Annotated in this window: 25 protein-coding genes and 2 tRNA genes; 7 read left to right on the top strand and 20 right to left on the bottom strand. The window is 45.9% G+C overall.

The window, feature by feature from the left end; genetic code table 11:
* Positions 1-245: 245 nt before the first annotated feature.
* The 3 genes from QUA99_RS05425 to petM form a co-directional block, all read right to left on the bottom strand.
* Positions 246-1,163, bottom strand: a complete 918-nt coding sequence (locus tag QUA99_RS05425; RefSeq protein ID WP_333234892.1) for an NAD(+) kinase — start codon at positions 1,161-1,163, stop codon at positions 246-248.
* Between the two features lies 1 nt (position 1,164).
* Positions 1,165-2,142 (bottom strand): SDR family oxidoreductase, encoded by a 978-nt coding sequence (locus QUA99_RS05420; RefSeq protein WP_333234893.1) that lies wholly within the window; start codon positions 2,140-2,142, stop codon positions 1,165-1,167.
* Between the two features lie 196 nt (positions 2,143-2,338).
* Positions 2,339-2,443: a cytochrome b6-f complex subunit PetM gene (petM, locus tag QUA99_RS05415; RefSeq protein WP_172189541.1), complete on the bottom strand. Its 105-nt coding sequence runs from the start codon at positions 2,441-2,443 to the stop codon at positions 2,339-2,341.
* A gap of 70 nt (positions 2,444-2,513) precedes the next feature.
* Between petM and pdxA the strand changes: the two genes are divergently transcribed.
* A complete protein-coding gene (pdxA, locus tag QUA99_RS05410) occupies positions 2,514-3,611 on the top strand; it encodes a 4-hydroxythreonine-4-phosphate dehydrogenase PdxA (protein ID WP_333234894.1) in 1,098 nt (365 codons plus the stop codon).
* 121 nt (positions 3,612-3,732) lie between these two features.
* Positions 3,733-7,344: an OmpA family protein gene (locus tag QUA99_RS05405; protein WP_333234895.1), complete on the top strand. Its 3,612-nt coding sequence runs from the start codon at positions 3,733-3,735 to the stop codon at positions 7,342-7,344.
* 105 nt (positions 7,345-7,449) lie between these two features.
* Here the strand turns inward: QUA99_RS05405 and QUA99_RS05400 are convergent, their stop codons facing one another.
* Positions 7,450-8,274, bottom strand: a complete 825-nt coding sequence (locus QUA99_RS05400; RefSeq protein ID WP_333234896.1) for a biotin--[acetyl-CoA-carboxylase] ligase — start codon at positions 8,272-8,274, stop codon at positions 7,450-7,452.
* Positions 8,275-8,323: 49 nt separating this feature from the next.
* Positions 8,324-8,509, bottom strand: a complete 186-nt coding sequence (locus QUA99_RS05395) for a hypothetical protein (protein ID WP_333234897.1) — start codon at positions 8,507-8,509, stop codon at positions 8,324-8,326.
* Between the two features lie 97 nt (positions 8,510-8,606).
* On the opposite strand from QUA99_RS05395, the gene QUA99_RS05390 reads away from it, so the two are divergent.
* Positions 8,607-8,936 (top strand): hypothetical protein, encoded by a 330-nt coding sequence (locus QUA99_RS05390; RefSeq protein ID WP_333234898.1) that lies wholly within the window; start codon positions 8,607-8,609, stop codon positions 8,934-8,936.
* Here QUA99_RS05390 and QUA99_RS05385 read toward each other — a convergent pair whose 3' ends face one another.
* A complete protein-coding gene (locus QUA99_RS05385; protein WP_333234899.1) occupies positions 8,937-9,572 on the bottom strand; it encodes a L,D-transpeptidase in 636 nt (211 codons plus the stop codon). It lies immediately after the preceding gene.
* 671 nt (positions 9,573-10,243) lie between these two features.
* On the opposite strand from QUA99_RS05385, the gene QUA99_RS05380 reads away from it, so the two are divergent.
* Both QUA99_RS05380 and QUA99_RS05375 read left to right on the top strand, forming a co-directional pair.
* Entirely contained in the window at positions 10,244-10,744 is a 501-nt protein-coding gene (locus QUA99_RS05380) for an autotransporter (RefSeq protein ID WP_333234900.1), read from the top strand.
* 311 nt (positions 10,745-11,055) lie between these two features.
* Positions 11,056-12,411 (top strand): sorbosone dehydrogenase family protein, encoded by a 1,356-nt coding sequence (locus tag QUA99_RS05375; RefSeq protein ID WP_333234901.1) that lies wholly within the window; start codon positions 11,056-11,058, stop codon positions 12,409-12,411.
* A 212-nt stretch (positions 12,412-12,623) separates the two neighbouring features.
* On the opposite strand, the gene QUA99_RS05370 is transcribed toward QUA99_RS05375, so the two are convergent.
* The 4 genes from QUA99_RS05370 to QUA99_RS05355 form a co-directional block, all read right to left on the bottom strand.
* A complete protein-coding gene (locus QUA99_RS05370; RefSeq protein ID WP_333234902.1) occupies positions 12,624-13,190 on the bottom strand; it encodes a DUF924 family protein in 567 nt (188 codons plus the stop codon).
* A gap of 411 nt (positions 13,191-13,601) precedes the next feature.
* The gene (locus tag QUA99_RS05365) at positions 13,602-13,958 is read right to left on the bottom strand and encodes a peptidoglycan-binding domain-containing protein (RefSeq protein ID WP_333234903.1); all 357 of its coding nucleotides are present in this window, start codon (positions 13,956-13,958) and stop codon (positions 13,602-13,604) included.
* A 126-nt stretch (positions 13,959-14,084) separates the two neighbouring features.
* A complete protein-coding gene (locus tag QUA99_RS05360) occupies positions 14,085-14,723 on the bottom strand; it encodes a ThiF family adenylyltransferase (RefSeq protein WP_333234904.1) in 639 nt (212 codons plus the stop codon).
* 12 nt (positions 14,724-14,735) lie between these two features.
* The gene (locus tag QUA99_RS05355) at positions 14,736-15,563 is read right to left on the bottom strand and encodes a hypothetical protein (RefSeq protein WP_333234905.1); all 828 of its coding nucleotides are present in this window, start codon (positions 15,561-15,563) and stop codon (positions 14,736-14,738) included.
* A 269-nt stretch (positions 15,564-15,832) separates the two neighbouring features.
* Between QUA99_RS05355 and QUA99_RS05350 the strand changes: the two genes are divergently transcribed.
* A complete protein-coding gene (locus QUA99_RS05350) occupies positions 15,833-16,222 on the top strand; it encodes a DUF4189 domain-containing protein (protein WP_333234906.1) in 390 nt (129 codons plus the stop codon).
* A gap of 141 nt (positions 16,223-16,363) precedes the next feature.
* Here QUA99_RS05350 and QUA99_RS05345 read toward each other — a convergent pair whose 3' ends face one another.
* The gene (locus QUA99_RS05345) at positions 16,364-16,705 is read right to left on the bottom strand and encodes a hypothetical protein (protein WP_333203426.1); all 342 of its coding nucleotides are present in this window, start codon (positions 16,703-16,705) and stop codon (positions 16,364-16,366) included.
* Between the two features lie 450 nt (positions 16,706-17,155).
* Between QUA99_RS05345 and QUA99_RS05340 the strand changes: the two genes are divergently transcribed.
* Entirely contained in the window at positions 17,156-17,410 is a 255-nt protein-coding gene (locus tag QUA99_RS05340) for a DUF433 domain-containing protein (RefSeq protein ID WP_333234907.1), read from the top strand.
* A 73-nt stretch (positions 17,411-17,483) separates the two neighbouring features.
* Here the strand turns inward: QUA99_RS05340 and QUA99_RS05335 are convergent, their stop codons facing one another.
* The 9 genes from QUA99_RS05335 to QUA99_RS05295 all read right to left on the bottom strand — a co-directional run bounded on the left by QUA99_RS05335 (position 17,484) and on the right by QUA99_RS05295 (position 24,145).
* The gene (locus QUA99_RS05335) at positions 17,484-18,677 is read right to left on the bottom strand and encodes a hypothetical protein (protein ID WP_333234908.1); all 1,194 of its coding nucleotides are present in this window, start codon (positions 18,675-18,677) and stop codon (positions 17,484-17,486) included.
* A gap of 63 nt (positions 18,678-18,740) precedes the next feature.
* On the bottom strand, positions 18,741-20,180 hold the full coding sequence (locus QUA99_RS05330) for a hypothetical protein (protein WP_333234909.1): 1,440 nt from the start codon (positions 20,178-20,180) through the stop codon (positions 18,741-18,743).
* Between the two features lie 166 nt (positions 20,181-20,346).
* Positions 20,347-20,829, bottom strand: coding sequence for a hypothetical protein (locus QUA99_RS05325; protein ID WP_333234910.1), 483 nt, complete (start codon positions 20,827-20,829; stop codon positions 20,347-20,349).
* A 309-nt stretch (positions 20,830-21,138) separates the two neighbouring features.
* A tRNA-Lys gene (locus tag QUA99_RS05320) sits at positions 21,139-21,211 on the bottom strand.
* A gap of 215 nt (positions 21,212-21,426) precedes the next feature.
* The gene (locus QUA99_RS05315) at positions 21,427-21,627 is read right to left on the bottom strand and encodes a hypothetical protein (RefSeq protein ID WP_333234911.1); all 201 of its coding nucleotides are present in this window, start codon (positions 21,625-21,627) and stop codon (positions 21,427-21,429) included.
* Between the two features lie 628 nt (positions 21,628-22,255).
* The gene (locus QUA99_RS05310; protein WP_333234912.1) at positions 22,256-23,218 is read right to left on the bottom strand and encodes a GNAT family N-acetyltransferase; all 963 of its coding nucleotides are present in this window, start codon (positions 23,216-23,218) and stop codon (positions 22,256-22,258) included.
* Between the two features lie 6 nt (positions 23,219-23,224).
* On the bottom strand, positions 23,225-23,401 hold the full coding sequence (locus tag QUA99_RS05305; protein ID WP_333234913.1) for a hypothetical protein: 177 nt from the start codon (positions 23,399-23,401) through the stop codon (positions 23,225-23,227).
* 52 nt (positions 23,402-23,453) lie between these two features.
* A tRNA-Lys gene (locus tag QUA99_RS05300) sits at positions 23,454-23,527 on the bottom strand.
* Between the two features lie 75 nt (positions 23,528-23,602).
* Positions 23,603-24,145 (bottom strand): Uma2 family endonuclease, encoded by a 543-nt coding sequence (locus QUA99_RS05295; protein ID WP_333234914.1) that lies wholly within the window; start codon positions 24,143-24,145, stop codon positions 23,603-23,605.
* Between the last annotated feature and the right edge of the window lie 28 nt (positions 24,146-24,173).

Raw genomic sequence — 24,173 nt, 5'->3', positions numbered from 1 at the left:
TCTAATGTCATATCACGCTATGGCAAACACTTCTCTAATCATAACGTACTCTGATCCTTTCCTTCAGGGCACTACCCAGGATTTATCAACATATCGAGAAATCAAAATCCCTTCAATCGGTGAAAAACGGGAACGGGAATTGCCATCTCCTACAGCTACGACTTGATATGATATCTACGAGCAAGCCAACTGGTTGAGCCAACAATCCCCGTACCGTGATAGTCGGGGAGTGTCAACAACAACTATCAAGGCAACTCAACCGAACTCGGTTTAGCAATGTGAGGCAAGCCCCAGCCCAATTTTTCCCGCAAAATGTGGAAAAACTCAAAAGATTGCACCCGAATAAACCGGGCTGGGTATTGAGCTCGCTCGACTTGCACCCAATCTTCCGGCAGAACATAACATCCGCCGTTACCGTCTACCACCATTACCAGGCGGTTCGGACTCGCCGGCAAAATCTTGACCGGCTCAGTGTTGGAAAACACCAAAGCCCGCGAAGCCATTGAATGCGGGCAAATAGGCAGCAACTGCAGCACTGGCACTCCGGGAATGATGACAGAACCGCCGGCAGAAAGGGCGTAAGCTGTCGATCCTGTGGGAGTCGCGATGATGACTCCATCTGCGGCAATGTCAATAGAGGCGTGCTGACCTATAGCCACTTCAAAATGACACATACAAGTCAGCGGTTCCCGGTGCAGCACCATTTCATTGAGACAAAGGGCTTCCCAGAGGCAGTCGTTTTCTCGAAACAGCCGCACGGCCAGCATCGATCTTTCTTCGATTTCGTATTCTCCGGCGATTACCTTTTCCAAAGCTTGCGGCAGCAAGTTCAGGTAAGTTTCTGTTAAAAAGCCCATGTGACCGGTATTGACAGTCAGCAGCGGCACTCCAATCGGAGCGACTTGGCGAAATGCCGACAGCACCGTACCGTCGCCGCCCAAAACCACTGCAAACTCCATGTCGCTGTCAAAACCGGGGGGGACGAGTTGTTCGATCGGATTGTGGCACATCGGGCGATCTGGGCTAGAATAGCCCAGAATTCCTCCCGAACCAGAAACCGAGCAAACCTCCCAGCCGCGGGCAGTCAGCTTGTCTTCCAACTCTGCGGCGATGCGACAAGCCACAGGTTTAACGTCGTTGTATATAATCCCAGCTTTCGGCACTTTAAAATGTAAAGGGCATCTTTTGTTTACTCCGTTTTTTAGTTTTAAGCTGCTCGTACTCTATTTCCTTGAGCTTCTTCATAATCAGATTAAAGTATTCTTCGAGATAAGACTCCAAAGTAGTAGTTTCTTTGGGGTCGATTCCGAAGACACTGTAAACGTCATCCATCGGAGCTTTCAAGGGTTTTCCGGCTGCCAAAACTTCTGAAAAAGCCAATCTGTCAGCTACGTTCCAACTCCACTGAAAGAAGGTAGCTAATTTACGAGTAGCCTTCAACAAGACATCTGGGGTGCGCGTAATTTTGGCTTCCTTCCCTGACAGCCGTTCGCACAACCGCACGATTTCGTCAGCATCCCAAGCGCGATTTCCCACCACCGGAAAGCTTTTTTTCTCGGTTTCAGGAACGGAAAGGGCCCGGACGGCAAATTTAGCAACGTCCTGAGTGTTCATGTAAGCAAGGGCGGAGGGCTTGTTGGGCAGCCAGACTGCCTGATTGTCCAAAATCGGCATTGCATACAGGCTCAGCAGTCCTTGCAAAAAGCCGCAAGGTCTCAAGATTGTGTAGTCTAGACCGGATTCTGCTAAGAACAGTTCGGTACAGCGCTTGATTTCCAACAAGGGGACTTGGGGATATTTCTCAGCGTCGAGAAAGGAAAAGAATATGTAACGCTTGATGCCTGCTGCTGCTGCTGCTTGGATCAGCGATACTTTTCCGTCCCAGTCTACTCTTTTGATGCTGACAGAATCGCCGGCACTGGCTGTTGCTGCATCGATAATAGCACTGACGCCTTCTAGGGCCGGAGGCAGACTGTCTGGCTGGCAAAGGTTACCCGGTACGAGTTCAGCGCCCCATTCTTTCAAAAATGCAGCTTTTCTGTAACTTCTGACTAAACAGCGCACCTGGTAGCCCTCGTCTAGGGCGCGGCGGGCTATTTGGCGGCCGAGAGTGCCGGTGGCACCTAAAATCAATAAAGTCATCTAGGGATTAATTATGAATCTTAAACTTTCTATAAGATGGTATCAGGTTTTTGTTAAGTTTTTATAAAAAACTTAACAAAAACCTGATATTTTCTCATTTTAGGCTTGAGATATTCGCCAGAAGGCTTGCTTTCGGCAGCAAGTAGACTCTAGAAGGCAGAAGGTATAAGGCTTCTGAAGGATTGGTTAAAAAAACTTATTCTTCGCCGCCTTGCAATTTGAGCAGGAGGAAGCCTCCACCTATACCCACGAAAATTAGGGAAAAGGACAAAAAGGCTGCATTGAAAATTTCAGGATTCATGGTTTGATATGTCCAATTGGGCGATCGCATTAAATAAAGATAATATAATTTGGGGCAAGCAGGTACATGAATGCTAAAATTTCAGTGCCGAAATTCCTGTATTTTGTTGGAGAAAACTGCCTTGAGTCTCGATCGGGAATCAAAACTAGCTGTAACTCTGGGAGATCCGGCGGGAATTGGCCCGGAAGTGATTCTCAAGGCATTGGCAGATCCCGCTGCTGCTTGGAGGGTAACGGTTATAGGTTCTAGGAGAGTTTTGCAGCAAACTTACGATCGGTTGCGATCGAGCAATCCAGCAGCAGAAGCGGCAAATCCCGAAACATTAAATATTATTGATATTGAACCAGACAGCAATTGGGGCGAAATAGTCCCCGGTGTCGGTAGTGCAGCTAGCGGGGCTGCTAGCTTTGCTTACATGGAAAGTGCGATCGCCCGTACCCTCGCCGGCGAATTCTCCGCCATCGTGACCGGCCCGATTTCCAAAACTTGCTGGCAGGCGGCCGGTTACAATTATCCCGGACAAACAGAACTCCTCGCAGAAAGGGCGAAATCGCAGCGGTTCGGAATGCTGTTTGCCGCCACATCTCCCCACAGCGGCTGGACGCTGGTAACATTACTTGCTACCACACATATTTCCCTCCGTCAAGTCCCCGATGCTTTGAGTCCAGAATTGCTGAGTGAAAAACTAGAATTACTGATAGACTGTTTGCGGGAAGATTTTGGGCTGGAAAGACCGAAAATTGCGATTTCTGGCTTAAATCCTCACAGCGGCGAAAATGGCAAACTGGGAAATGAAGAGCAAGACTGGATGATACCTTGGTTGGAAACGCAGCGCGATCGCTTTCCTCAAGTGCAGTTAGACGGGCCAGTCCCCCCCGATACCCTGTGGGTAAAACCGGCTAAAGTTTGGTACGGTTTAGCCAAGGAAGCTCACGACGGTTACTTGGCAATGTACCACGACCAGGGGTTGATTCCAGTAAAATTGATGGCTTTCGATAAAGCAGTCAACACTACAATTGGTTTGCCCTTTGTCCGCACATCTCCGGATCACGGCACAGCTTTTGATATTGTAGGTCAAGGGCTTGCGGATGCCTCCAGCATGAAGGCAGCATTGCAGTTGGCGGCTCAGTTGGCCAGTCGCAGAAGAGCAGTTAAAATAAGGCGATAGCTTTAGTACGCCTGACGCTTGGAAAAATTGTGTCATTCCTGTTGATTTTCGCTGGGGTGAGGCGGCAAGCAAGCTAGTATTTTTATTTGATAGCTAAAAAATCACGTTTAGGTAGCGCAGTATGGCAGCATCTAATGATAATTCAAACAAAATATATCAGTCAGAAAAAGATGTTTCTGATGCAACTATGCCAAGTTCTAAAGCTGGAGAACAACTTCAGGAATTGCTAACCATACTGACTGAATTCCAATTATTGAAAAAAGCCAACAAAGAACCAAGCGAGCTGAAATTACCGCTTTCTGAAAAGTCGGTTCAGCGATTAGAGAATGAGGAAAATCGGCGCAAACAATTGTCTTTCCTGATCGAATCACCGAGTATTGTACCGGAAGTATTAACTAACGAGGAAGAGATCCCACCTCAAAGAAGAGAAAACAATAATGAGGAACCAGATTTATCTATAGCCGGGAAGGTCGCAAAAAAAAATTGGCCGTCGGAGGAAGAATTAGAACAAGCAGTAGAGGAGTTTAAGCGGTTGCAGCAACTGCTATTTGAAAGGGATTTACCGGAATTTTACAGTAATGTTTTGAGCGTGGAACAAAGGTTAGAAAATTTTGAGAAGTTGATGTCTGAACCCCAAGAATTAATGACTTTACTGAGACCGTTAATTCCTGAGTTAGTGAGAGATGAATTAGAGGGGTTGAAGTCGGAATTTAAAAAGGCGATAGAACTCGCTAGCAATGATAAAATGAATCGGCTCGAATTGCAGACAAAATTAGCGGATTTGGAAAATCAAATTGCTAACTTCAACCAGGCGCCACTGCCGAATGCAGAACATTTAATGCAACGGTTGATGCCGGTAGTGGGCGAGTTGCTCAAGCGTAAGGTAGAGGAGTCTAAGTTAGAGGTAGCTTCGGCGATCGCACCGAGAGTCAATCAAGTAATTCACAATCAAAACGGACTTGAAGAACAGGTAGTAAGAATTGAAGATAGAGTTGCGAATATTCAGCAGCGTTACCAGCAGCAACCGGAAGATTTAATCAAGCAGCTAGTACCAGTAGTTAGCGATTTGCTGAACCGAAAAATTAGTGAATTAAAGTTAGAGGTTGTAGAAGCTGTCGCCCCCTCAGTACAGGTAAGAATAGCTTGGGTAGAAATAGAAGAAAAAGTATTGAGCATCGTCGAACGGCGACTGGCGACGCAACAGTCGCCAACTCAGAAGCCTGAAGAGATAATGGCGGTGCTAATGCCAGAAATAACTGATTTGCTGAACCGGAAAATAGATGAATCAAAATTACAGGTAGCGGCGACGATCCAACCCTTGATAGAATCAGCAATTCTTCAAAGAGAAGTTCAAGGAAAATTGAGCGACGTAGAAAGTAGACTAAATAATCTTCAGCGACAGCAAAAGTCTCAACCGGAAGAAATAATGGCAAGATTGATGCCGTTAATGATTGAGTCGCTGAACCGGAAAATCGAGGAGACAAAGTTAGAGGTGAGAGAGGCGATCGCGCCCGGTGTCAACACGGCTATTCAAAACAGCGGTATTGCAGCACAAATATTAAATAATGAAACTAAGATTGTCGAAGTTCAGCAGCAAGTTTTAGCAGAGATAGAAGGGTTGATGGCAAGAATAATGCCAGTGATTGTAGAAATGCTGTCTCGAAACATCGGGGAAGCAAAGCTAGAGATAGAATCTGCGATCGCCCCCGCTGTCGATGCGATCGTTCAGAATAAAAGGATCGATCGAAGACTCGAGACTATCGAGCAAAAGATTGTGGCGATCGAACACCGGATTTATGAATCGACAGACTTGTTTACCGATTTACTCAAACCTTTGATTGACGAGCTGATGGTTAGCCATCACGCCCAACTGCAAAAGTCGGTCATCGAATCTATTTTACCATTGTTAGATGAAGTTGTAAGTTATAATTACAGGCTCAACGATAAAGTAGGGGAACTCGAGCGCAAAATTACTGATGCTGAATGGGGAGGCGATCGGGAAGAATTAGTGGCCAGAATTAAAGTCATCTTTCCCGAAATCATGCTTCAAACAATTAATGAGTCAAAAAAATCGTTTACCGAAACAATATCTCCGATAATTGATGAAGTAATTAATACCAAAACCCGAGAAAACAGGCAATCAATGGGAGTAGCCATATCCCCGGCTATTCCTGTGGGAATCAGCCAGAGAGTCAGTGAATCGCCCGATGAAATTGCAATGGCGATCGCGCCGGAAATGGCCTCTGCTATCAAACAGCAAATTAATCTTAAGCGAGAAGCAATGTCGGATGCACTTTATCCGATCGTCGGCAGCACGATTTTAAAATACATCGCCGAGATGATGCGGGAGATTAATGAAAAACTCGAATCATCTTTAAGTACCGAGAGAATTAGTCGCAAAATTAAAGCCAAATTGCAGGGAATTTCGGAAGCAGAAATGCTGATAAAAGAAACAACACCACTGAGTGTTAAAGCTGTCTTTTTAATTCAAGCACAATCGGGCTTAGTAATTTCAGCAGTGCAGCAGTCTGAACGCGAACACCTAGAATCCGATATGGTAGCGGGGATGCTGACTGCTATTCGCGCTTTTGTCAACGATTGCATCTCTCAGTCGGGAAATATTGCAGAGATTGATGCTATAGAATACGGCACATCTACGATCGTACTGGAAGTAGCGGGTTCGTGTTATCTGGCAGTAGTTATGCAAGGAGAAACCCGCCAGTGGTTTAAGTACAAAATGCGAGCGATTTTCAAAAATATTGTTGAAGAATACGGGAGTCAAATAGAGTCATTTAATGGCGATCCAGCCACGGTGCCGCCAGAAATCAACTCGAGCTTGCAAAAATTAATTGATACAGAGGTAAAAGTTAAATCTCCTAAAATTCCAATTTTACCCATGATCGGTTTGGCAGCGTTAGGTTTAATTGGCGTACCTTGGGGAATTCATCAATACCGCAGCTCAGTTGCAGCCAGCTTAGAAGCAGATACAAATTTAGCATTACAATCTGCGCCGGAGTTATCAGTTTATCGCCTCGCGGCTGATGTTAAAGATAAAGTATTGGAGATTTCGGGACGAGTGCCGAATCAAAATCTGCGATTGAAAGCGGAAAAAATTGCTCAGCAAGCGGCTCCACAATCAAGAATTGAAAATAAAATTATAGCGGTTGAAGTACCTCCCGATCCAGCTTTAGTCGAAGCCGATGTCAAGCGGACGGCAGCTCTTTTGAATAAAGTAGAAAGCATTAATATCTCAGCTCGCTATACAGAGGGAAAAGTCGCCGTTGCAGGCAGCGTGAGCAAAGTGCCCGATGCTCAGAAAATAACTCAAGCTTTTGAGAAAATTCCGGGGGTGAAGTCTGTAACAAATACAGTGATAATAGGAACTCCACCGCCGCCAAAGATAATAATGCCAGTTCGCGTGTATTTCGGTGCAGGTTCGGCAAGTTTGCAGGCGAAAGATGTATCACAAAAGCTTAGCAAAGTCAAGGAATATATGGAGAAAAATCGCACTAATAATTTAAGGATTGTTGGCTACAGCGATTTTAAAAGCAATCCGGTAGAAAATCAAAAGTTGGCACTGGAAAGGGCGACAAATGTGAAAAATATTTTGGTTAGACAAGGGATAAATGGCAACAGAATAGAAGTTGCTTCTACTAAGGGTCGTCCCGAAGGTGTGGAGGCCAATCAACCGCTGTGGCTGAGCAGATTGGTAGTATTTGAGGTGATAAATTAAAATTGGGAATTGGGAATTGGGAATTGGGAATTGTTGACTGTTGACTGTTGACTGTTGACGGCGTTGAGTGATGACAACTGACAACTGCCCACTGACAACTGACTCTTAAATTAATCGAACTCGCCCGGAGGTAAAGGCTTGTATTCGATCGCCCGCCAAGCATATTAGCAAGCGACCGCTTCCGTCAATGCCGGCGGCTTCTCCGCAGATAGTTTCCGAGGAAAGTTCGATCGCCACCGGGCTGCCAATCAAGGCATCGCGGCGGCGCAATTCCGGCAAAAGTAGCGCTAAACCGGACTTGGAGGCTGGCTTGTCTGTGGTAGAAAACATATCCGCTACTTCGAGTAAATAGTGCCGCAGTCGATCGACCAAACACAGTTCATCTGGTACTGTACTAGCAATAGAATGCAAACTTACCGCATTGCCGAGAGCCGTTTCATCCAATCCCGCAGCCGCGAAATCTACGCAGCGGTTGAGTCCAATTCCCACAACGGCGCGAGTTTTGCCCAAAGCATTGCCGGAAGTAGCTTCGCAGAGAATTCCGGCTAATTTGTGGCGATCGATCCAGACATCGTTTGGCCATTTCAGGCGCAGCATATCGCGACAGTCGGGAACCAAATCTTCGATCGCGTAAATCACGGCTAAACCGGCTGCTAAACTGAGTCCCGGCAACAGATTGGGGTTGAGGTTGTCGAGTATAAAACTAACAGTTAAGACACCAGTTGGGGCGTGCCAAGTGCGCCCGTGTTGGCCGCGCCCGCTGGTTTGTCGCCTAGTAAATACTACATCTCCGTGGTGGAGTTGGGCTGCGCGGGCGATCGCCCAACTGTTGGTACTCGGACAGGTATTTAACGAGTGTAGCCAGTGAGGGAGGTTTGGGCGATCGGGTTCTGGGGGTACGGGCACGGGAGTTAAGGGCAATTCAGACAAGGTGTGATTTGTAGTATTTGATATCTCAAAGCTGATTATCGCAGGGCGATTAATCTTTTGTGCGAGGCAAGAAAAAGCCCAGCTTGGCTTTGACCTTTCTGGTTTTACTGTCGATTGAGAGGACGATCGTGCTACTTGTCCGCCTTGCCACATCAGCCCATCCTGGCAACCACATTCGGATTTCTGTGACAATCAGGTAATTCAAGTGCGATGAACCTCGGCCCGATTGTGCCACTTGTCCTGTTCCCTCTCAATCTACTCGTTCGCCTGCGTCAGTTGGCGTTCTGACTCTGAAACCTCAACCTCTTAGCGTTATGGCCTGCGGGCTGGTATTGAGAGATCGCTTTCTCTGTTTAATTCGTGTTTTTGGTTTGCGTTACGATCGTTACATGGGTCTTGCCAAAACTCCTCTACAACATAGGGTGACTGCTGCGATGAATCTCTCAAGAATCCAGGCAATAGGGCGCAACATTCCGATTGGTTTGACCGGTGTCTCTAGTTTTTTCGTTCTTTTTACCTGTGCCGGATCGCAGTTCTCTGGCGATGATTGTGGGATGTTTGGTTTCCACCCTTTTTTGATTCGCCAACAGTCTCTTGAAATCGCCGGAAATTGGTGTTTTTATGCTGAGATGATGTTGTTGTTCATCCCAACCTCCGAATAATTAATGCTCAACTATCACCGGCGTTCCAACTGCGACTTTCTCAAATAAAGCCTGTGCGTCTTTATCAAACATTCTCACGCAGCCGTGAGAAGCCGCCCCCCCGATCGACTCTGGATTCGGAGTACCGTGAAAACCAATCACATTTTTGCCATCCGTCCAAAACCCCATCCACCTACTCCCTAATGGATTGTCCGGCCCAGCAGGAATAAGTTCTCCCGTCCAAGGATTTTGCCAAACTGGATCTTTGATCATTTGCATAACTTTAAAATTGCCTGTAGGAGTTTCCCAGCCGCCTTTTCCCACAGCAACCGGGAAACTGGCTTGCACCTTATTTTGTCGGTAAACATAGACGCGGCGTTCTCGCAATTTCAGCACTAAACGCACTTCTTCAATTGGATTTACCGGAGGTTTTGGTTCCTGGGGAATATACAGAAATGGTTCTCCCAATGGCGGTAATTCTGGGGCTGCGAGATTCGGCAATTTTGCCTCGGATGTGGGCCCCTGCGCTGCGATCGCACTATTGCTTGAAGTAGCCACCAGTTCGGCAGTCGCCTGCTGCTGCAGGCAGACCGAAAGCGCGGCTGCACTCAAGCTCAGTACAATTAACTTGTTAAATAAAAATTTGCTGTTCACCATTGTTTTGTTCGCTAAACTCCTAACCAGCAGTTCCTACAAAGTTCCTATCTAATTATCCGCAAACCGCACCCGATCTGAAAAGTTTTGAGATGGCTTTTTGACGGCAACTGCGCTGCGCAGTTTTTAGTTTAAATTCCACCACCGAGCACTTGTAACTCAACACAAAGCTTAGGCAATAATACCAAAAAAAGAAGGTTTTTATACGAACCTCAGTGGAGTTACGCAATAGATAGTCGTGAAAAAAACCGATTTATGCGTAAATCTTGCAAGAAAATGATTAAATTTTACCTCCGACTAATTTGATTTTTTAGCAATGGCCCGCTGGCGATCGAGTATTCAAACTATGGCGCTGCTGCTTCCGGCAAGCACAATCTGTCTTTGGGTAGAGTTCCCCCCAGCAACAATTAGGTTGGCTGAAAAAAACCGCAACGGTCGATCGAACAAACTCAATATATCACGCCTCCACGGAGAGAGATACGAACTGCTGAACTTGTTGTAAATCGGGAACTTATGATGTAAAATTTAGTCTTTCAATACTTGTTCGATAATCTTTTTTTGAGATTGTCATAAATTTCCTACTCTGGGGATTAAACTGGATTAGGTATAGAGGTTGGGACTTTCGCGCAGCGGAAGCAAACCCGACCCTCAATAGAAGTTAATGTGAGGTTTCAATGCGTCTTCAGAAGATAAAATTATTGACAGGTGCAACCCTGTCGGTGCTAATTTCGGTGGTCTCAGTACATCCTGCGATGGCTAACCCTGCAACTGAAATAGCCCAAACGCAGACCACCACCACAGCGAACACTCGAACCATTGTCGGTTTTGTCAAAAGTATTGTCGGCGACGTAGTAACTATTCGCGAAGAAAACGCGCCGTACAGGACTCTCAGGATTCAAAAATGCGTCCTGAAAATTATTGGTCTCGTACCGGGAATGAAAGTCAGAGCCACCATAGCCGGCTCTCAGATACAAAATATCGCGGTGATCCCCGATTATAAGGTGGTAGCCACAACGGTTGTTCGTCCCCCAACCCCAGCACCGGCTCCTCGTCCGGCCCCAGAACCGCCACCGCGTCCGGCTCCTCGTCCGGCTCCGGCTCCGGCTCCGATTCCGGCTCCCCGTCCAATTCCGGCTCCGACTCCCCGTCCGGCTCCTGTGAGAGGACTTTGGTAGAGCTAGGTTATACTATTTTCGATTTTAGATTTTAGATTTTAGATTGAAAATTGGCAGTGACAATCAAGCAATTTGGCCCCGGGTTCCCGGATTCATTCCTGGGGTTGCTTTCTTCAATTCTTAAATCTAAAATCTAAAATCGCAAATCTAAAATCGATTGACCGATCGAGCTCAAGGTTTGGAGAACTGGCCTACACTTGCATTCTTGTTTGCAACTGGTATCAGTAAATGCAATTAAGCCACCGCGCCGGCGGTGGCTTCGCTGTTTCATAGCAGTTAGAATAATAGAATTGTCCAGCAATTGTTGAGAAATGGCTGCTATGTATTACCTGCGTTTCTTGTTGCTAATTCTGCTGTTGCCGGTGATTGCGTGCGATCGAGCTACAGATGCGATCGCGCCTGCTGTTGGCGACAACGGCCCCCTGTCGCAAATTCCATCCCCTGCACCGCTGACAAAAGTTGGGACAAATCAAATTGTACCGACCAAAACGCTTTCGCCGCAGCCAATCCGCATTGTGGCAACTGCTTTGCCACAGCCAGGAGCCAGCGACAGCGCCTCAAAACCTCCTCAAGTAGTACCGATTCCCGCATCGCCAGTGCTGCGAGTGCCTCCTGGCTTTGTCGTCAACGTTTTTGCTGACAATTTAGACGCTCCTCGATGGCTGGCTTTGACGCCCACAGGCGATGTTTTGGTAACAGAAACCCGGCAGAATCGGATTGCGCTGCTGCGGGATGCCAACGGCGACGGCGTTGCTGAGGTTCGCAAAACTTTTGCAAATGCCCAAAACGGGTTAAATATTCCCTTTGGTATGGCTTTTGCCGATCGCTATTTTTTCCTCGGAAATACCGCTGAAGTCCGCCGATTTCCCTACACAAAAGGCCAGGAACAATTGACAGGTAGCGGTCAAAAAATTGCCGATTTACCGGGCGGTGGCTACAACCAACACTGGACGCGAAATGTTGTCGTTTCCCCCGACAAGAGCAAGCTTTTCGTATCAGTTGGATCGCAGTCTAATGCCGATGTCGAACCGCTGCCGAGGGCGTCTGTTCAAGTGATGAATTTGGACGGCCAGAACAAGCAAATTTTTGCTTCCGGTTTGCGAAATCCGGTGGGATTGGATTTTCACCCAAAAACCAATCAACTCTACACGACAGTCAACGAACGCGACGGTTTGGGAGATGATTTGGTGCCGGATTACTTGACAAGAATTCGTCAAGGCGAGTTTTACGGCTGGCCTTACGCTTATTTTAAGCCGAATTTGCTCGACCCGCGCCACGCTAGAAACGGCAATAGCGATCGACCTGATTTAGCAGCTAAAACATTAATGCCGGACGTGCTGTTTCAGGCGCATTCTGCGGCTTTGGGGCTTCAGTTTTACGACGGCAAAACGTTTCCCAAAAGATTCCTGAACGGGGCATTTGTGGCGTTTCGCGGCAGTTGGAACCGGAACGCTGGAACTGGTTATAAAATCGTGTTTGTACCTTTTAATGCGGCGAACGGACGCCCTCAAGGTTATTATGAGGATTTTCTGACTGGTTTTCTGACAGATCCGTCTGGCCCGAAAACTTGGGGGAGGCCGGTTGGGTTGCTGGTTTTACCTGACGGGAGTTTGCTGTTTACTGAGGAAGCAAACAACCGGATTTATCGGGTGCAGTATCGCGGCTGACGATTGGGCGATGAATAAATTCTTCACCAGCGTCTACTTTTTGTTTAATCAACAATTTATCTTCTTTTCTAATTTGACTATTCCATTTTGATAGTCCCTGGGTTTAGGCGGGTTTTGTCGAGAGATTATCTGCTGTTGGTTGTGATTGCCGGCTAAAAATGCCTCTACAAGCCTCGAATATATCAGAACGCTCGAGGTTTGGCGATCGCGCTTTAAAATCCCGAACCGGGTTGTCTCAAAAACTCTGCTTCTTCCGGGGTTGTTTCGCGTCCGAGAATCTGATTGCGGTGCGGAAATCTCCCAAAACGCTCGATGATTTTTAAATGTTGAATGGCGTAGTTAATGACTGATTCGCTGTCGGGTTCGCCCTGAAGTCTGCTAAATAATTCGACTGATTTTTGCTGGTTTTCTAAGTTTTCGCTGTGTTCAAAAGGCAGATAAATAAACCATTTTTGTACAGTCAGCAATTCGCGATCGAAGTTGTGATTAACAGCGTATTCGGCGGTGGCTAAAGCTTTGCTGTCTGTGGCGAATGCTTGGGGCGTGGCGCGAAACATATTGCGCGGAAATTGATCGAGCAGTATAATTAATGCTAGGCAATTTTCGGGGGAATTTTGCCATGAGTCAAGTTGACCGGAGGCGGCTAGTTCGTATTTTTGCAGAAAGCGCGATCGCACTTCGGCGTCAAAATCTGCATCTTTTTCAAACCACTTCTTTTGGACTTTGCCAAATTCAGGAGAGTGCGATCGACCAAACCAAAAATCTAAAACTTCATTCATTACCACTCTAGTGTGCGATTGATTGTTGATGGCAATTTAGGTATCTGTAGTTGCACAAAATCTACTTAAGGAATGAGAATTAAATAACTTAAAATTTTGATGTTCTTGTGGGATGGGCGTCCCGCCCGTCCAGAAAGGGCGGGCTACGAGAGCCCACCCCACTTTCAAGAGTGTAAATTATTTAATTCGCGATCCTAATGTGCAACTACAAATCCCAGGGATTAATTATTACCAAAGATGACTCAACCCAAACACAGGTACTTGCTTTCCGACGCTATCGAGGGTCGAGAAAAAAAATTAGATTACAGAGTTTAAGCTTCCAGATTCATCTGTTATCGAGTAAATCTAAAATCTAAAATCTAAAATCTAAAATCGACTGACTTAGGAACTTTTGTTTTCGGGTGCTTAAATTTACGAACTAGCAAACAGTCTGTCCCAAGTTTTGCCTCCCACCACTCCGTCTACAGGAATATGAGCTTGCCGCTGAAATCTTTTCACTGCATCTTCGGTTGTCGGACCGAAAACGCCATCAATTACGATCGGGTGTGCGGACAAGCCCCGCGCGTTCAACAACTTTTGCAGTTTCTTCACATCGTGCCCTTTCGAGCCGCATTTTAAAATCCTTTTATGGTGTCTTACTACTGGTTGATGGCAATCATCAGTGTAGCAAACTGCGGAACCCGCTGCATAGTTGGCTCCACTTGTGCCAGTCAAAACTAATAGACCGAGAATTGCTAGTAAATAATAAAAAGTCTGTTGTCCTGCCATACTTTCCCTGTTAATGTTCTCAAGCGTTTTTTGCAAGTTTGACGATTGTTTGAGAGTGAGAAACCGGGTTTCTGGGATGGACGCATCCAATCTCGACCGGGTTTCTGGCAACAGTCAACCGACATTCTACAATATAAGTGGCTTGACTGCAAAATCTCCGATCGTGCAAGTTAAATTTTGTTGCTCTTGGGTAGCAGCAAAGGTAACAATAACTTCGCAAGCAACAGCAACTGTCAGCATTACCAAGTTTCTCGCCAGCGGGTAATCGCAAACGTCATCATTCGCCGCTGAAGGAACCCGATAGTGTTGGTTCCAAATTATTTCGGAATAATCGGCAGCTAATCCGACGTGTACGCATGGAAGGGAGGCACTCGCACAGTAATCCTTGACTGCTTGCCGCCCGACACTGTTATCGAAAGTATCGATGACTGTGGCGCTGTTGGCTAGCAGCCGATCGGCATTTGCGGGTGTCAATTCTTTTGAGTGCGCCTCAATGCTGACTCCCAAAGCGCGGTAGAGGTGGTTGGCGAGAATTTTGGCTTTGAATGCGCCGATGTCCGATCGATAATAGGGTTGAGTGGAAAGATTGCGTTCCTCAATGCGATCGCGATCGATGACTTTTAACTGACAAAAGCCCGATCGCGCCAGACTTTCTGTTATATTCGCACCCAAAGCGCCCGCGCCGCACACCGTTACCGGGAAATTTTTTATCAGCGACATCACTGCGGCACTTCTATAAAGTTGTTCGTGAAAAAATATACTCATGGTAATCAAGAATTATCGATTTTCGACTACTCCAACCAATGAATGCAAGTCGAAGTCTTTGTCCAATCCGCTGAGACAAATGCCAGCACTCATCACTGTCAAATCATTTTTGGCGATCGCAGAAGTGTGATGTTCTCCACTCCCGCTAGTCCATTCAACCAGCCAATAATTTTCGCGATCGAAAAAATCCCGCAATTCACCGCCGCCCATCTTCAACGCCCGCTGCAAGCGCTGTTCCTCCCGCACTTTCGGATCGAAATCTTTAATATTTCGGGACACCAATTCGTAAACAGTTCGCATTTCCGGCGTCATCCCTTTAAAGCGAACTTCGGGAGGCAAAATCAACTTTTTTAAAGCTGCTTTTAACTTCTCAGATGGCAGCGGATCGGCGCGCCTGTCAATCTCTTCAAACCACAAACAATGACCGTCCCACCGCGCAACAAGCGGTTCAAACTGCGAACCTTCTGTTACTAAATGCACTGGTACGGGTTTCGCAACACCAGTGCGCTGTTTAGCATCAGATTCGTTAACAGGATAAGCCAGCCAAGTTTGCCCTTGCAGTACGCAAGCCAACTGCAAGCGCACGGGTACGAGCAGTTGCAAATACTCTGCCACTTGCGACAAACTCGGCTCCTCAATTACCGCAGCAATTTTCTCATTAATCGGCCTAAAAATAGCCCATCCTTCAAATTTGCGCGGCTGCGGTTGAAAAGTATAAACCATTGAGCTAACTCTTATCCGCACCCTTCCCCCGGGCACGCAAGGAGCCAGGAATTGGGTATCGAGTAGCTGCTCTTCTTGGGCCGCGAGTTGGCTGAGGATTTTGCGGATATCTGCCACTGAATTGACCTCCGTAATCTTAGAGGACTTACGCATAGGGAATCAGAAACCGGGTTTTTTACGAAAATATTTCGTTCCCGCCCGCCGATTCGCTAAAAAACCCGGTTTCTAGGCGTCGGAATGGGTAAGTCCTGTCTTAACTTTTTTACCTAAGACACTTTTTGTTTAAGAAAATATAAAGATTTTTCAACACTATTGACAGGAATTAATGCCCTGATATAGTATCGAGCGAACCTCGCAACTTAACCTTGTAAATATCTTAAGTAAATATGCTGCAAAAGCTTTCTAAGTGGGTTGTAGTCACAGCTTTGACACTTCCTCTTTTTGGCTCAGTCCAGGTAGCTCAAGCTCAGGACACCTATGGAGCTACTGCTTATTCTCCGACTTCTGACGCCACTGGTATTAGTTGGGATCATGCTACGGAGAAAGAAGCACTAAACGCAGCAGTAGCCGCTTGCAATGAACAAAGCGGAGGTGCTAACGACTGCGAACCCCTGACATCTAATAGTAATAATTGTGGAGCGATCGCCGTAGGCAAAGGAGGAGCCGGTGCGGGCTGGGGCGACGATAAAGCCGCAGCAGAAGCTCAAGCTCTCGCCGGTTGCAGCGAACTAGATGGCGGCAACTGTAAAGTCCAACTTTCAGCTTGCAACAACTAATTAAATTGATAAAAATTAGTCGGAGCGGTGGATATTTTCGCTTGTAAAACAGGTTAGAAAATAGTAAGTTTAAGGTGCGCTGGGCGCACCTTACCGAATACAAATTGGCTAAAAGTTGGGTGCGCTAGGCGCACCTTACAGTTAATCTCCTACTTCGGAAGTAACTGCATCGGGTGGCAGCAAACTTTCTAATCTATCTTTAGACCAGTATTCAGTAGGATAAGCGAGTGCAATAATATCAGAGAGTCTAATCAGCCACGTAACTTGTCCGTAAGCATCGATATTTTCCGCCTGTTCGTTAGGGGGAACTATCACCAAAAGTTCCGCAAACTCCCCGAACAAATTAATCGGGATGCCGCCGAAACTGCTATTATTTGTTTTAATCCAAACTTTGCTGCCTCGATCGAGAGCTTCTTGCAGTCTGGCGCAAAGCAAACTGGATTTTTTGACCTGGGATTTTTTGGCTTTCGACTTTTTTCCCATAGTTTTAAGAAGTTAAAGTAGTTGTACTGTGGGTTGCACAGTCCGTTAGACAGTGGGTTTAGATTTAGTGCGATCCTCTTCGTTGGCCTAGCCCCCGTAGGGGCGGGCAACGCTTACGCGGTTTGGTATTGAAACGGACAAAAGGAAAAAGGGCGATCGCCCCCTCGCTACCCCATTACTCTAGTCTATAAGAAAGTGCTGTACTGCGATCGTAATAACAATTTAATCGCAAAATCGGGAAATGACACCAGTTCAAAAAAAATGGGACTCTAGCCCAACTCCAAACCCTTAAGTCATCAGTGATTCCCAATCTAAAATCTAAAATCTGAAATCTAAAATGGTATGACCTGCGGTGGCACTGTTACAAAGTCAGTCAACGACGCCCGTGTTTCTACTGTGCCCAAATGCAGTATAATCGGCGGAATCTTCCCAAATCGTTTAAGTAAAACAATGGACTGGCGAAAGCTCATTCATCCAAACCCGAAAGCTTCCACAAGTCAATCAGCAGCGCCAGAAACTCGATTGTCTGTAGAATTCTTGCTGGGGCTCTTTGCTGCGGGATGGACTCAACAGCAGGTGTTAGAGAAGTATCCTGCACTGACTGCGGAAAAGTTGCGCGCTGCTTTGGCTGGTGCGGATTCCCAGTTAGTGTCATCCATCGCTAATCCAGAATTACAAGCAATTATCGCTCAAACTAGAGAATAATTTACAATGCTAATACCTGAAGGATTGCGGGCTGTTTTTCGTTTGCTGCTGAATGTCTCCGTATATAAAAGTTCTACTTGACGCGATAATTCCAGGTTTTGATAGCTAAATCTATAAACCATCCTAAATTAAAGTCTGTCTCCTTTTGGTAAATTTCCCACCATTCCCTAGTAGTGCTATCAATAGGTGGAGTAATTCCTTTAAGGAGATACAAAAGTAAGAAAAAAGTATTAGGATTATAACCTTGTGCAGCTTGCGTCAAGTACATATTAGGTTTACACCATTTTAACATTCCATGTCTAGTCATTCCTGAAAATGTATTAGGTTGAGGTTGCTCTTTTAAGTTGATAGTATCTTTTGTACAGACGACCCATTCTATGGAAGAATTTTCAGAAAAAGGGTTGCTTCCTTTTTTCAAAACAAATCCAAATCTAGTTATCGGTGTTTTGGTATTTTTATTAACGGCTGTTGGCAACCAAAGAAATAAAACGATTCCGTTAGTAGTGTTAGTTATTTCGGCCACTTTTTTGTGATTCACTCCATCCCCAGTTCCATACAATATTTTTCTGTAAGTGGTACTAACCATTTCTTTTACTTTTGGCTGAGACAAAAGCAAAGTTCGCAACTTCAGAAAATCTGTATGATAGTCTGGTGGGAGCCTACCTACAAAATTGCAAGTAAAAGGAGGTAAACTGCTAAGATCTAAATTATGAGAGATTTCTGGCAACCCAAATACAGGGTAAGAAATTTCATAAATTTGACTTAATAGTTTAAATTGACCTGAATTATGATGATTTTGTACAGCAAATTCCCAAAAACAAAAATCTTCTTCAAATTTTGAAGCTTCTTTGTCTGTGTAATTATCAGCGTGAAAACTCGGTGCGATAGCTATCATTTTAACTGGCAATGAATAGTCAATTTTATCCTCAAAGCATTTATTGGTGATAATAGCTTTACGATACCGAGTTAACTGCGAAACTAATCCTCGATCTTCTTCATTTTTCAACTCAATAATTATCGGCTGCTTTTCGGATTTGGTACAGCACAATAAATCGCATCGCTGCATTTTTACAGTATGCTGCCTTTTGATTTTAATTAGCGAGGGAAATATTTCATCAAATTTCTCATCTACATAATCTTCCAAATCCATCTCGGATTGAAACCTGATTTCACCACCAATATAAATTAACTTGCGATTAGCAGTTTTTACCCTCTCATTCAACCTTTTACCTTGGGTTGATAGATGTTTTGCTTTGAGGTATGGCACAGTAGCTATCCCATAAAGTGAGCATTGCCCGCCAGCTTAACTCACGAGCCATGCCCAATTATATCACTTGTCATCCCTCACAGGCAGCGACGTATCCAGAATTTCCATCAACAATTCCAGCCGCGAAGGACGGCTCAACATCGGCACTAAATTCGGTAAGGAGTAATAATCACCCGCAAACGTAAAGGTTTCCACCGATACTTGTTTGTCCTTCAATTGCTTCTGGACATATTCGCACCAAGAACCAACTCGCACAATCACAACATCAGGAATTACCCCCAAACTGCGGCAGTAATTCTGATAAGCATCTGCGAAATAAGGTGCGGTGTTTTCGCCTTCATCTGTTACCAGAATGAATTGTTCGACAACCTGCTTTTTAATTCGCATTGCTTCCACCGCGCAACCGCAACTTGTGCCGCCGCCAGCGCGAATGTGCTTGAAAGCGCGTTCCCAGTCTGTCAATTCGCTGCCGTTTGCTTGCACTGGATACGGCATGGTGTCAAAGGCATAAACGAACAGTGCAGCCTCGGAAATGCCGGAAATCAAAGCAGCGAGACGCTTCCCGACTTCGATCGCACTTTCCATACTTCCCGACTTGTCAATCAACAAACCGGTTGCTTTCGCAATCTTGCCGCGCTTCTTCACCTGTTCGTTTGTCACCGCTTCCAGCTTCGCCGCCGTTGCTGCGTCGAAGTTCGCGCCCGCGCCCGCAACACTAGCTTTGTAAGCAGAAACCCGATCGCACTTTGCCGCTTCATCCAGCTTCGAGTCAATCAACTGCTTGACTTCCGCGTGATCCATCGCGCCGCGAGACTGAATCGATTTCAAATTGTTGATGACTTCCTGCGGCGACATCGAGTTAATCAGCGCGGCCAAAACCGTTGGCGTTAGCTGTTTGATCGCACCAACTGCGATCGTATACGGAATCTTGTACTCCACAATCAAATTCGCCTGTTCCGCAGGTGTCGCCGCCTTGGCCAACTGCTTCAAAACGGATGCCAGAGAGTCTTCCGGCGGATTGTCTTTAAAGAGGATAGCGTTAGCGCGATCGCTCGGCTTGACGTGCAGCGTTGCGTACAAATGCTTCATCGCCTTGCGGTTGCGGATGGCCGCGCGATCGAAAAACTGCGGATTTTTTTCCCGCGATTTCAGATAGCGAGTGACAGCAGTGCGCGCGCTGCGGGGCACCTTATTCTGGTGCCGCTTCATAAAGTCCACAATCCGCGAAACCTCGTAGGGAGGGAACTCTTGCAGCATCATAAACCCGGCATCTCGGTGTTCCGTCAGCGCCGAAGTCAGCAAATTTCCGGCAAAAACTTCCTTGTGATCGCGCACGTCGCCGTGACGTTGATACCACACTGCTAAATGACCGTAAAAAATCGGGTCTAATTCGATAATTAACTTGTGAATTTCTGCTACTTTTTCTAATACACGGTGAGGAGTGGTGAGCAGAGAGTTGAGCATTTCCAAACGCAAATCGCGTTCTGCTGTATTCATATTCATTGGTGTCACCTAATATTTTGCACCTAGCGCCTTAGTCCGCCAGGGATTGAAATCCCTGGCTCAAAGCTTAAGTCCTCTTAAGAGGACTGAAATGCGTGTTTACAAATGTATTTTTTGTGATTAAAAACGAACAAAAACAAATATCTTTAGTCCTCTTCAGAGGACTTTAGCTATTAGACAGGGATTTCAATCCCTGGCGGACTATTTCGGATTCGAGGGACTTCAAATCGGGTTCAACCCAGCTATTTCTGGCTTCCCAGGACATCAGGCGATCGCGCGTGTAATAGCGAAATGGTAAAGTGCGATCGGCATATTTTGCAATCAAACCGTTAGCCAGATGTACGATCGACCGATTTTGGCTTTCATCGGCGAGATATCGGCGAATAGTTCGCACCCAAAACAGGGTTAGCGTTTCGTGATACCCGCTGTTTTTTGTGGTTTCAATTCCTTGAACCGAGTTGTAACGTTTAATGCCATTGCGAATCGCATTTATCGCTTCTTGATCCGAGTCATAACACAGATACCACAGGGCAACGGTTAAATGTGCTTCGTGCGTCCATTGACTTCGCGACAGGTTGCATTCTTGGAAGGCATGAATCAGACTGTCTATCTCTTTGGGCGATCGGTAAATTAGAGTTGTATTTTTCATAATTTAATTCTCCTCACCACTTTTATATCTAATATTTATAAATATGAGATGTTCCGCACAAGTTAGCAAAGCGTTTTGACTGTCCGATGGCTCTACCCCTGAGCTACAGCCCCTTAAACGGGGCTGGCAGGATTTGAACCTGCGACAAATCGATTATAATGTGTGTATTCGCTTCACTCGTTAGGGTGCGGAACAAAATTTTTCTAATCTCTAAACTAGAAAGTTTTGACTTGTGATTCTTCTAAATTACTCAATTATTTTGGCCTTTTATAGCATTAAAAGTCACTCCACGCAAGTTAAGAAAGCCGTTGGCACATACGCAGGAGTTGAACCCGCGACCTTTTCCTTAAGAGGGAATTGCTCTACCAATGAGCTAGTATGTAAGCTTCCTTTGTTGGGGCGCGAAGTGGAACTTTTAAGCGCCTGAAAGATATAAAAAATTCAGCTATAAAAGGCAGCGCACAAGTCAGAGAAGCTTTTTTTCAGCCGAGGGGCCGGTAGGAATGGAACCTACAATTGGATTTTAAGTTAAACGTTTCCAGTTTGTAAGCTTCTTTAGTTGGGGTGCGCTGTCTAATACGTGCTTTCAGTGAATTTCTAGCCGTAAACGGCTTCTGGGCGGACAATTAAATCACCGCTGGGACGGCGATCGAGCACGTAAGACTCGAAGCGAGATCCCTTGACATCAAAATGATTGGCCAGACGTTCCTTAATAGCCTTGTCGCTCATTCCTGCCGCGATACCCAGTTGGTTTTCTGCCACGTCATAGGAACGTCCTTCAAAACGAATGTGAACCATTACCGATACCTCCTAGAGCAATTTTGGATTTTGGATTAGTAGCTTATCTGCTCTCGACTTTGGCTTTTTGTGAGACTTAGCAAATTGCCAGTATCGGTAAAGATTCACGAAATCAGATAATCTTTACTGAAAGAAGCGCCGTTCTAAATGATAAGCTTGTTTGATATTGCGGATTTCCTCAGCCTTTTTGCTTGATTGAAATCTGGCAGAGCTTGTCTGTTCTGAATCCGCAGGAAATTCGTTGAAATTAGACTGATTTCGTACAACATCTGACTCTAGCCGAGTCAGTTTGTAACCGAACAGTCTCGTATAAAGTAACAACATGACAATCGAGTCTATATTACAAGACTTTCAAATTGATGTTCGTTGAAATTTTGAGCAATATTTAGTTGTCAAGGTTCAGAATTTGCACGAAAAATACAGGTTTTTGCTTGTCCTGCACTTTCCATATTTATATACTACATACATACTACATACGTGTCAAGGGGGTAGCAAAAGTTTTTTAGATAAAACTTACACGAGTGGCGAGAAACCTGGTTTTTTCAGGAAAATTTTTCGTTGCTACCTGCTGATCCGGTAAAAAACCGGGTTTCTTGGGTCAAAGCGCGATCGCCAACTGTAACATCGATCAAACGTCTTTAACATAAGAAATGCTGTCGCGAATATTGTGGAAGCCAGCAGACTCGTAAAGATGCAATGCACCTGATGAATTTTCAGCATCGACGCCGAGAATAGCAGTAGCCACACCGGCAGCTTTGAGCCGATGCAAACCAGCGAGCAACATCGCTCGTCCCAATCCCCTTTTGCGGAAGCCGCGCCGAGTGCCGAGACAAGCAATCCAGCCTTCATTGCGCCCGGTACGATCGCACTCTTGCACACTAATCTCGCAGTAACAAAAACTGACAAATGTGCCGTCATCAGCAACAGCAATCAAGTCTAAATCATTTCTGTAATCGGGTTTAGCTAACTCGTGCTTAAATTTATCTACCGTTAAATCGTGATGATTCCAGTGATCGATAAACGACTGGTTGAACATTTCTACCCAAGCTGCCGCGTTCTGTTCGCTGGGGAACTGACGCAGCGCGAAACCTTCGGGGAAGTGGGGTTCTGGGATTGGTTCAGAGAGCGATCGCGCCATTCGGCAAAAATAGCGATCGACCTTGAAACCATTACTTGTGAGCAATGAAATGCGATCGCAATCCTCAGCGCGCGCGTAGGTTCGCAGCTTCACGCGCCCGCCCTGCATCGCAGACACTTCGCGCATCCGCACTTCACCCCAGGCGATCGCCGCTGCTTCCACATCACCTCCGCGCGCGTCGGGGTGAACGCGAAACCACAGCCAACCGTCAATTACTTCTCCTGGTTCAGAAATCCACAACCGAGCGAAACCGATTAATTTTCCCTCCGCATCTTCCCAAAGGCGAATATCGCGGGCTTTGTCTAGGGACGGTTGGTTAAATTCTTGTTGCAATTCCGAGATGGAAGTACCTTCGTCGAGCCGATCGACTCCTTCGCAAGTATTAATTAAATCGGCGATCGCATCTAAATCGCGATCGCCCCCATAGCAGCGCGCCGAGAGACTTGCCATCATAGCTAATCACCATTTCCTGTTGTTATTCAGTTTAAAAATAGCTTGGGCGATCGCACTTTTCTTGATCGACTCGCCCCAATAGTCGATCGGCATTAAAAATCCGACAACGCTAACACTCACAGTAATCCAACCGCTACCGCCATTGGCTGCTATCGTGAGCGCAAAATGGGCGAAAAACGACATACTAGAGACAGTTTAAAGCCTCAAAGCCTTGTGAGTAGTATGTTATTTGGGATGGGAGTAGAAGGACTTGAACCTTCGACCTTGAGATTAAGAGTCACCTGCTCTAACCAACTGAGCTATACTCCCGCATCTAGGCTACTATAACACAACTGTTCTGAAAATTCAACTATTTTTGTATAAATTTGTGGCGATCAATCCCAATCACCCTAAAAGTCTCTCAACGGATACGCGAATGTCTGGAAATGCCAGCGGTATAACCGTTCCCGCCTCGATCTTTTGCTCTGTAGCGTACTCGCCATTCTGAGGATAGCGAAACACGATCATTTGCTTAGCAGATAAATTTAAAACCCAATATTCTTGAATTTCTGCCTCGGCATAAATGGCGGCTTTCAACTCTAAATCCTTCTTCAAGCTAGTTTGAGCAACTTCTACAATCCAAAAGATATCTTGAGCTTCGGGATGGCGATCGTTGTAAGCAGACTCCGGCAATCGCACGATCGCAATATCTGGTTCTGGTTCAGAGTCTGATAGCGTAATCGGCCCGTTGAAGCGGACATCAGCTTTACCTGCGAGTAGTTCTTCGAGGTATTTAGTACCTCGTTTGGTGGTGTTGTAATGAATAGGGGTTTCTGGACTCATCTGGCAAACTTCACCGGCTAGCAACTCCACACGGCGATCGCGTAGAATCCCTGCTTCAATCATGCGGTGATAGTCGCCCACAGACCATTTAGCTAGCGTTTTCATTGCAGAATCGACGCATTTTCTTAAAAGA

The organism is Microcoleus sp. F10-B2, assembly GCF_036704965.1.
Lineage (GTDB): Bacteria > Cyanobacteriota > Cyanobacteriia > Cyanobacteriales > Microcoleaceae > Microcoleus.
This window is presented reverse-complemented; position numbering and strand designations above follow the sequence as displayed.